Consider the following 6,548-nt stretch of genomic DNA (forward strand, 5'->3'; position numbering starts at 1 on the left):
TTTCTCGGGATTGGGGGCAATTATATACCCTTGGGTGTAGGAAGACAGACAAAATAAAAAGCCCGAATACTGGCGTATTCGGGCTTTCAGACTGAAATGCTGAATTACAGCGCGTCAGTCAGCTTGATTGCATCACCGATGTAGTTGGCTGGCGTCATCTCTTTCAGACGCGCTTTTTCATGCTCTGGCAGATCCAGGCCATCGATGAATGCACGCATACCTTCACCGTCTACACGCTTACCACGAGTCAGTTCTTTCAACTTCTCGTAAGGCTTCTCGATGCCGTAGCGACGCATTACGGTTTGTACCGGCTCGGCCAGTACTTCCCAGTTCTTGTCCAGCTCAGCTTCCAGCGCTTCGCGATTCACTTCCAGCTTGCTGATACCTTTCAGGGTAGAGGTGTAAGCGATGATCGCATAGCCTACGCCTACGCCTAGGTTACGCAGCACGGTTGAATCCGTCAGGTCACGCTGCCAGCGAGAAATTGGCAGTTTCTGTGCCAAGTGGCCGAATACTGCGTTCGCCAGACCCAGGTTACCTTCTGAGTTTTCAAAGTCGATTGGGTTCACTTTGTGCGGCATGGTTGAAGAGCCGATTTCACCTGCAATGGTCTTCTGCTTGAAGTGACCCAGTGCGATATAACCCCATACGTCACGGTCGAAGTCGATCAGAATAGTGTTGAAGCGAGCAATCGCATCGAACAGCTCTGCGATGTAATCGTGCGGTTCGATTTGCGTGGTGTACGGGTTCCAGGTGACGCCCAGAGATTCAGTGATGAACTCTTCGCTGAACTGGTGCCAGTCAACTTCTGGGTATGCAGACAAGTGCGCGTTGTAGTTACCTACTGCACCGTTGATTTTGCCCAGAATCTCAACACTTTCGATTTGCTTGTATTGACGTTCCATACGGTACGCCACGTTCGCCATTTCTTTACCCATAGTAGATGGAGAGGCTGGCTGGCCGTGGGTACGTGACAGAAGAGGAACATCGCGGTATTCAACAGCCAGTGCTTTAATCGCGTCAATCACGTTGCGGATTTCTGGCAGGATCACTTGCTCACGTGCTTCTTTCAGCATCAGGGCGTGAGAAGTGTTGTTGATGTCTTCTGAGGTACATGCAAAGTGAATGAATTCGTTAACCGCGTTCAACTCTGCATTGTCTGCAACTTTTTCTTTCAGGAAATACTCAACCGCTTTTACGTCGTGGTTGGTGGTACGCTCAATCTCTTTGATGCGCTGTGCATCTTCTTCGCTGAATTCTGCAGCGATTTTGTCGAGTAGTGCGTTTGCGTCTGCGCTGAATGCCGGTACTTCCTTGATGGCATCTGTTGCAGCCAGCTTCTGGAGCCAACGGACTTCTACGATAGTACGGTACTTCAGCAGACCAAATTCACTGAAGATAGAACGTAACGCAATCGTTTTCGTCCCGTAGCGGCCATCAACCGGTGAAACAGCTGTCAATGCTGACAGTTCCATGGGCTTTCTCCTGAATTAAATATTACGAATTTCTGGCTAGGATGATTTTGGCTTGCTCGATCATTTGCTTACGGCCAAAGATGAGATGGCGACGTTTGCCACCTACCTGACGCCAAAGCACTGCGCCACGGATACCTGCAAGCAACAGCGCGCGTACTTTGTGCTGTACACCGGTTTGTTGCAGTTGTGCAGGGTTACCGGTTACCTGAATACGTGGGCCCAGAGGGCTGATGGTGTCTAGGTAAATACTGGCAAGGTTGCTGATCATTTGATCATCGAGCAGTTCAAAGTGTTGGACCTGACGCTGGACAGTTTCGATGCGATCCGAAAGTTGCGCAAGGCTGTCACGGCGACCGGACAGCTTGCGTTCCAACGCGAGGAGATTGATCAGATAACGGGTAAGCTCACTGCCACCCGGACTGTTATCTAATTCATTAATCAGTGTGTTCAAACCAATGGTGAGGTTTTCTTCATTGCCGAAAACCTCCAAAGTTGAAGACGGATTCGTGAGGATAATACTGTTCAAGCTGGCACTTAGAGCGTCGTAATCACAACTTCCCTTGCGTGCTATCTCCTGAACCAGTTTGACGGATTGACAGATACCTGCGAACGCGATGGTACGATCAAACAAAGTATTAGCCACAGATGAGTGCTCCTTAAATACGCTGTTCGATGATGCCGCCACCCAGGCAAACATCACCGCTATAGAATACCGCTGATTGACCAGGAGTCACCGCTGATTGCGGTTCATCAAAAATCACTTTGATCTGGTCACCATCAATGGGTTCGATGGTACATGATATGTCTTGCTGGCGGTATCGCGTTTTTACGGTGCACTTCAATGGTTCGGTAATCGTTTCACGATCTACCCAGTGTAGTTGGCCTGCCACCAAGCCTTTTGAGAACAGGCGAGGGTGGTCGTGGCCTTGAGCAACAATAAGAACGTTGCGTTCAACATCTTTATCAACCACATACCAAGGCGCTTCGTTGCCGTTCCCACCTTTTTGGCCTCCGATGTGAAGACCTTTGCGCTGACCCAGAGTGTGGTACATCAGGCCCTGGTGTTCACCAATCTCGTCGCCATCAACGGTTTCAATGATGCCTGGCTGCGCTGGCAGGTACTTCGACAGAAAGTCTGTGAACTTGCGCTCACCGATAAAGCAAATGCCAGTGGAGTCCTTCTTCTTCGCGGTGATCAGATCTTGCTCTTCGGCAATGCGCCGAACTTCTGGCTTTTCCAAATCGCCAACTGGGAACAGGCTGCGTGCAACCTGATCGTGGCTCAGTGTATATAGGAAGTAGCTTTGGTCTTTGTTGCTATCAAGACCACGAAGCATTTGCGCTTTTTCACCTTCCTGAGTTGGGAAAGTGCGGCGCACGTAGTGACCCATTGCAATGTAGTCAGCTTCCAGCACTTCATCGGCGAACTCGAGGAAGGCTTTGAATTTAATTTCTTTGTTGCACAGGATATCCGGGTTCGGTGTGCGACCTGCTTTGTATTCGGTCAGGAAGTGCTCGAACACGTTGTCCCAGTACTCTGCGGCGAAGTTGATGGTGTGCAGGGTAATCACCAGCTTGTCACACACGGCCTGTGCATCGGCCAGATCTTCCGCTGCCGAACAGTACTCGTCGTTATCATCTTCTTCCCAGTTTTTCATGAAAAGGCCTTCTACCTGATAGCCTTGTTGCTTCAGTAGGTAGGCGGACACTGAGGAGTCGACGCCGCCGGACATACCGACAATAACTTTTTTGCTGCTGTTATCTGACATGACGAAATTTCTAGCTCCAATAAAATCGGGGGCAGAGTTTAACAGAAACCTTTACGCGGTTACAGATGAGATGTGAGTCACAATTTAATTGCGTGCTGGTGGTGGCACTTCACGCCATTCACCGGGTTGCAAGTCATCGATGGTCCAGTTGCCCATTTTGTATCTCACCAGACGTAAGGTGGGGTGACCCACTGCAGCGGTCATTCGGCGAACCTGTCTGTTTCGGCCTTCTGTCAGCGTGATGGCTAGCCAGGTTGTCGGCACGGAAGGACGATGGCGAATGGGTGGATTGCGATCCCAAATAGCGGGTTCAGCCATGACTTCCACGCCAGCAGGGAGTGTCCAGCCGTCGTTAAGCTCCACACCATCACGAAGAGTCTTCAGCGATTCTTCGGAAGGCTCACCTTCTACCTGTACCCAGTAAGTTTTGGCGGACTTGGATTGTGGCTGGGTCAGGCGTGCCTGCAAAATGCCGTCGTTGGTTAATACCAACAAGCCTTCGCTATCTTTATCGAGGCGTCCAGCAGGATAAACGTCCTTCACTGGAATGAAGTCGGCCAAGGTCGAATCCCCCGGCTCGCCCGTGAACTGTGTCAGGGTGTTGAAAGGTTTATTGAATAGAATAACTTTCGTCGGCCCTTTCGGACGCGAAGGTTTATCACTCCGTCGGCGTGAAGTGCGTCGGAAATTCGGCTTTGAAGATGGCGGTTTAGTGCCTCTTTTAGGAGTGGTTTTAAACGTCATTAAGTCGTGTCAATCAGGTCTAGTAACAAATGAGACCTTGGTATTATACATGGAATTATGTGATTGGCGTGTTGCGGGATTTACAGTATTCTTTTGCCCGCATGTTATGCCCGTTGACCTTGGGCATGTACCAGACAGAACAATTAACTGACGTGCTACAAGGACTTAAAAGTGCGTCGAAGTGCGACAGAAAATTGTTCTGTTTGGTGAGCGCAAAATAACAAATGGACGCTAGGAGAATTAAATGGAAAGTAAAGTAGTCGTGCCAGCTGGTGAGAAAATTGCGGTAGAAAACGGCAAGCTGGTCGTTCCTAACAACCCAGTTATCCCTTACATCGAAGGTGATGGTATTGGTGTTGACGTTAGTCCTGCAATGCTCAAAGTTGTAGATGCGGCAGTAGAAAAAGCTTATGGCGGTGACCGTAAGATCTCCTGGATGGAAATCTACACTGGTGAGAAGTCGACTCAAGTCTACGGTGAAGACCAATGGCTGCCGACTGAAACACTGGATTTTATTCGTGAATACAAAGTTGCCATTAAAGGCCCTCTGACTACCCCTGTTGGCGGTGGTATCCGTTCTTTGAACGTTGCACTGCGTCAGGAACTGGATCTGTACATCTGTGCACGTCCAGTACGTTACTTCGATGGCGTGCCAAGCCCTCTGAAACAACCAGAACTGACTGACATGGTTATCTACCGTGAAAACTCGGAAGATATCTATGCCGGTGTTGAGTTTAAAGCTGGCACTGCAGAAGCAGACAAAGTCATCAAATTCCTTAAAGAAGAAATGGGTGCAACGAAAATCCGTTTCGACGAGGAGTGTGGTATTGGTATCAAGCCAGTATCTGAAGAAGGCACTAAGCGTCTGGTTCGTGCTGCTATCCAGTACACTATCGACAACGAGCGTGACTCGATGACTCTGGTGCACAAAGGTAACATCATGAAGTTTACCGAAGGTGCATTCAAAGACTGGGGTTACGAAGTAGCGAAAGAAGAATTCGGTGCTGAGCTGCTGGACGGTGGTCCATGGATGACTCTGAAAAACCCTAACACGGGCAAAGAGATCATCATCAAAGACGTTATCGCGGACGCATTCCTGCAGCAAATCCTGCTGCGCCCAGCGGAGTACGATGTGATTGCAACGATGAACCTGAACGGTGACTACGTATCAGATGCGCTTGCTGCGCAAGTTGGTGGTATTGGTATTGCCCCTGGTGCAAACATCGGCGACGGCATCGCACTGTTCGAAGCAACTCACGGTACTGCACCTAAGTACGCGGGTCAGGACAAAGTGAACCCAGGTTCTCTGATCCTGTCTGCAGAAATGATGCTGCGCCACATGGGTTGGACTGAAGCCGCTGACCTGATCATCAGCTCAATGGAAAAAGCGATCAGCAACAAGACTGTGACTTATGACTTTGAACGTCTGATGGATGGCGCAACCCTGCGTAAGTGTTCTGAGTTCGCACAAGACATGATCGACCAAATGTAATTTGGCTCTCGATTGATTGAAAACCCGGCTTATGCCGGGTTTTTTCGTTTAGAGTGGATTTAAGTTTTTATCAACTGTGCAGACAAGACACTTAAACGGTCAAGGGCAATGTCGTCATCGACCTACTAAAGCGCAGGGTATTAACGGTTTTGTGTTCAAGTTTCAGTCAGTGTCAGCAGGAATTTAGCCAGACCTGCAGTGTCTATTTATTGGTTGAATCACGGCGACTGAGGTTTGCTGAACTTCATTGCTTGCTGAAGAGACACGGCCGATAGCAATTTGTAGATATTTGCTCCTCGGTCGGCAAGCTCAAAATTTGGCTGGCAGTGAATCCATACTGATTTGGTTTGAGTAAGCGTTCACTTTGGTTGTCGATAAGAGATGCATAGATAAAAGTGACTAACAGAGCTAGTGGATAGGGTGATGTTTTTAAGACGCCTCCCAAGTCACCTGGTTCGCTTGACGCCACTGGTATGAAGCAATTTCGACTTTATTGGCGATTTACTGAGTGACAATTCTGGGGCTAAATACTTATTTTCAAGGAGTTAGTAATAACTATTTCGGCTGTGGTTCAAAGGTTGGCGCTAAAGACAACTTAAGGATGTCGTTTGGGGATACTAAAAGGGTATTGGGTTGTGGCGGAGGATTATTAGCTCAAACAAAAAAGAGCGAACTTGACGTCCGCTCTTTGAATTCTCGACCTTCCGGCAGCGAAAAAGTTCAAAGCAACACTATTATTTTAAAGCTTCATTCTCGACAGGAACGATTTGGCTGGCATGGTAACCTTTCGGACCTTCCTGCACTTCATAATTCACGGATTGACCAGCTTTAAGCGTGCGATAACCGTCCATTTGGATGGTGGAATAGTGAGCGAAAATATCGCCTTCACCTTCATCAGGGCAAATGAACCCAAACCCTTTAGCGTTGTTAAACCATTTAACAGAAGTGGCCCCCAATTTTCGGACATGACTTTAAGTGATTGATCTGTTTTGATAGTCCCCAGAAAGACTGGAGCAGATGATGACAAGAAAACGTAGAAACCACTCACCCGAATTTAAAGCGAAGGTG

6 protein-coding genes are annotated in these 6,548 nt (G+C 48.6%); 1 reads left to right on the forward strand and 5 read right to left on the reverse strand.

The genetic code is table 11. The features are described 5' to 3' along the window. Positions 1–104: 104 nt before the first annotated feature. The 4 genes from purB to GMA8713_RS21295 all read right to left on the reverse strand — a co-directional run bounded on the left by purB (position 105) and on the right by GMA8713_RS21295 (position 3,988). Positions 105–1,475, reverse strand: coding sequence for an adenylosuccinate lyase (gene purB, locus GMA8713_RS21280; protein ID WP_062714054.1), 1,371 nt, complete (start codon positions 1,473–1,475; stop codon positions 105–107). 22 nt (positions 1,476–1,497) lie between these two features. Next, positions 1,498–2,118 carry a high frequency lysogenization protein HflD gene (hflD, locus tag GMA8713_RS21285; RefSeq protein ID WP_002539144.1) on the reverse strand — a complete coding sequence of 207 codons (621 nt, stop codon included), beginning with the start codon at positions 2,116–2,118 and terminating at the stop codon, positions 1,498–1,500. A gap of 13 nt (positions 2,119–2,131) precedes the next feature. Beyond that, a complete protein-coding gene (mnmA, locus tag GMA8713_RS21290) occupies positions 2,132–3,244 on the reverse strand; it encodes a tRNA 2-thiouridine(34) synthase MnmA (protein WP_062714055.1) in 1,113 nt (370 codons plus the stop codon). A gap of 84 nt (positions 3,245–3,328) precedes the next feature. Then, positions 3,329–3,988 carry a pseudouridine synthase gene (locus GMA8713_RS21295; RefSeq protein ID WP_062714057.1) on the reverse strand — a complete coding sequence of 220 codons (660 nt, stop codon included), beginning with the start codon at positions 3,986–3,988 and terminating at the stop codon, positions 3,329–3,331. Between the two features lie 244 nt (positions 3,989–4,232). Between GMA8713_RS21295 and icd the strand changes: the two genes are divergently transcribed. Continuing rightward, the gene (icd, locus tag GMA8713_RS21300) at positions 4,233–5,480 is read left to right on the forward strand and encodes an NADP-dependent isocitrate dehydrogenase (RefSeq protein ID WP_002539149.1); all 1,248 of its coding nucleotides are present in this window, start codon (positions 4,233–4,235) and stop codon (positions 5,478–5,480) included. Positions 5,481–6,214: 734 nt separating this feature from the next. Here the strand turns inward: icd and cspD are convergent. Then, the gene (gene cspD, locus GMA8713_RS21305; RefSeq protein WP_062714059.1) at positions 6,215–6,436 is read right to left on the reverse strand and encodes a cold shock domain-containing protein CspD; all 222 of its coding nucleotides are present in this window, start codon (positions 6,434–6,436) and stop codon (positions 6,215–6,217) included. Positions 6,437–6,548 lie beyond the last annotated feature (112 nt).

The sequence above is a fragment of the Grimontia marina genome (assembly GCF_900060185.1).
GTDB lineage: Bacteria > Pseudomonadota > Gammaproteobacteria > Enterobacterales > Vibrionaceae > Enterovibrio > Enterovibrio marinus.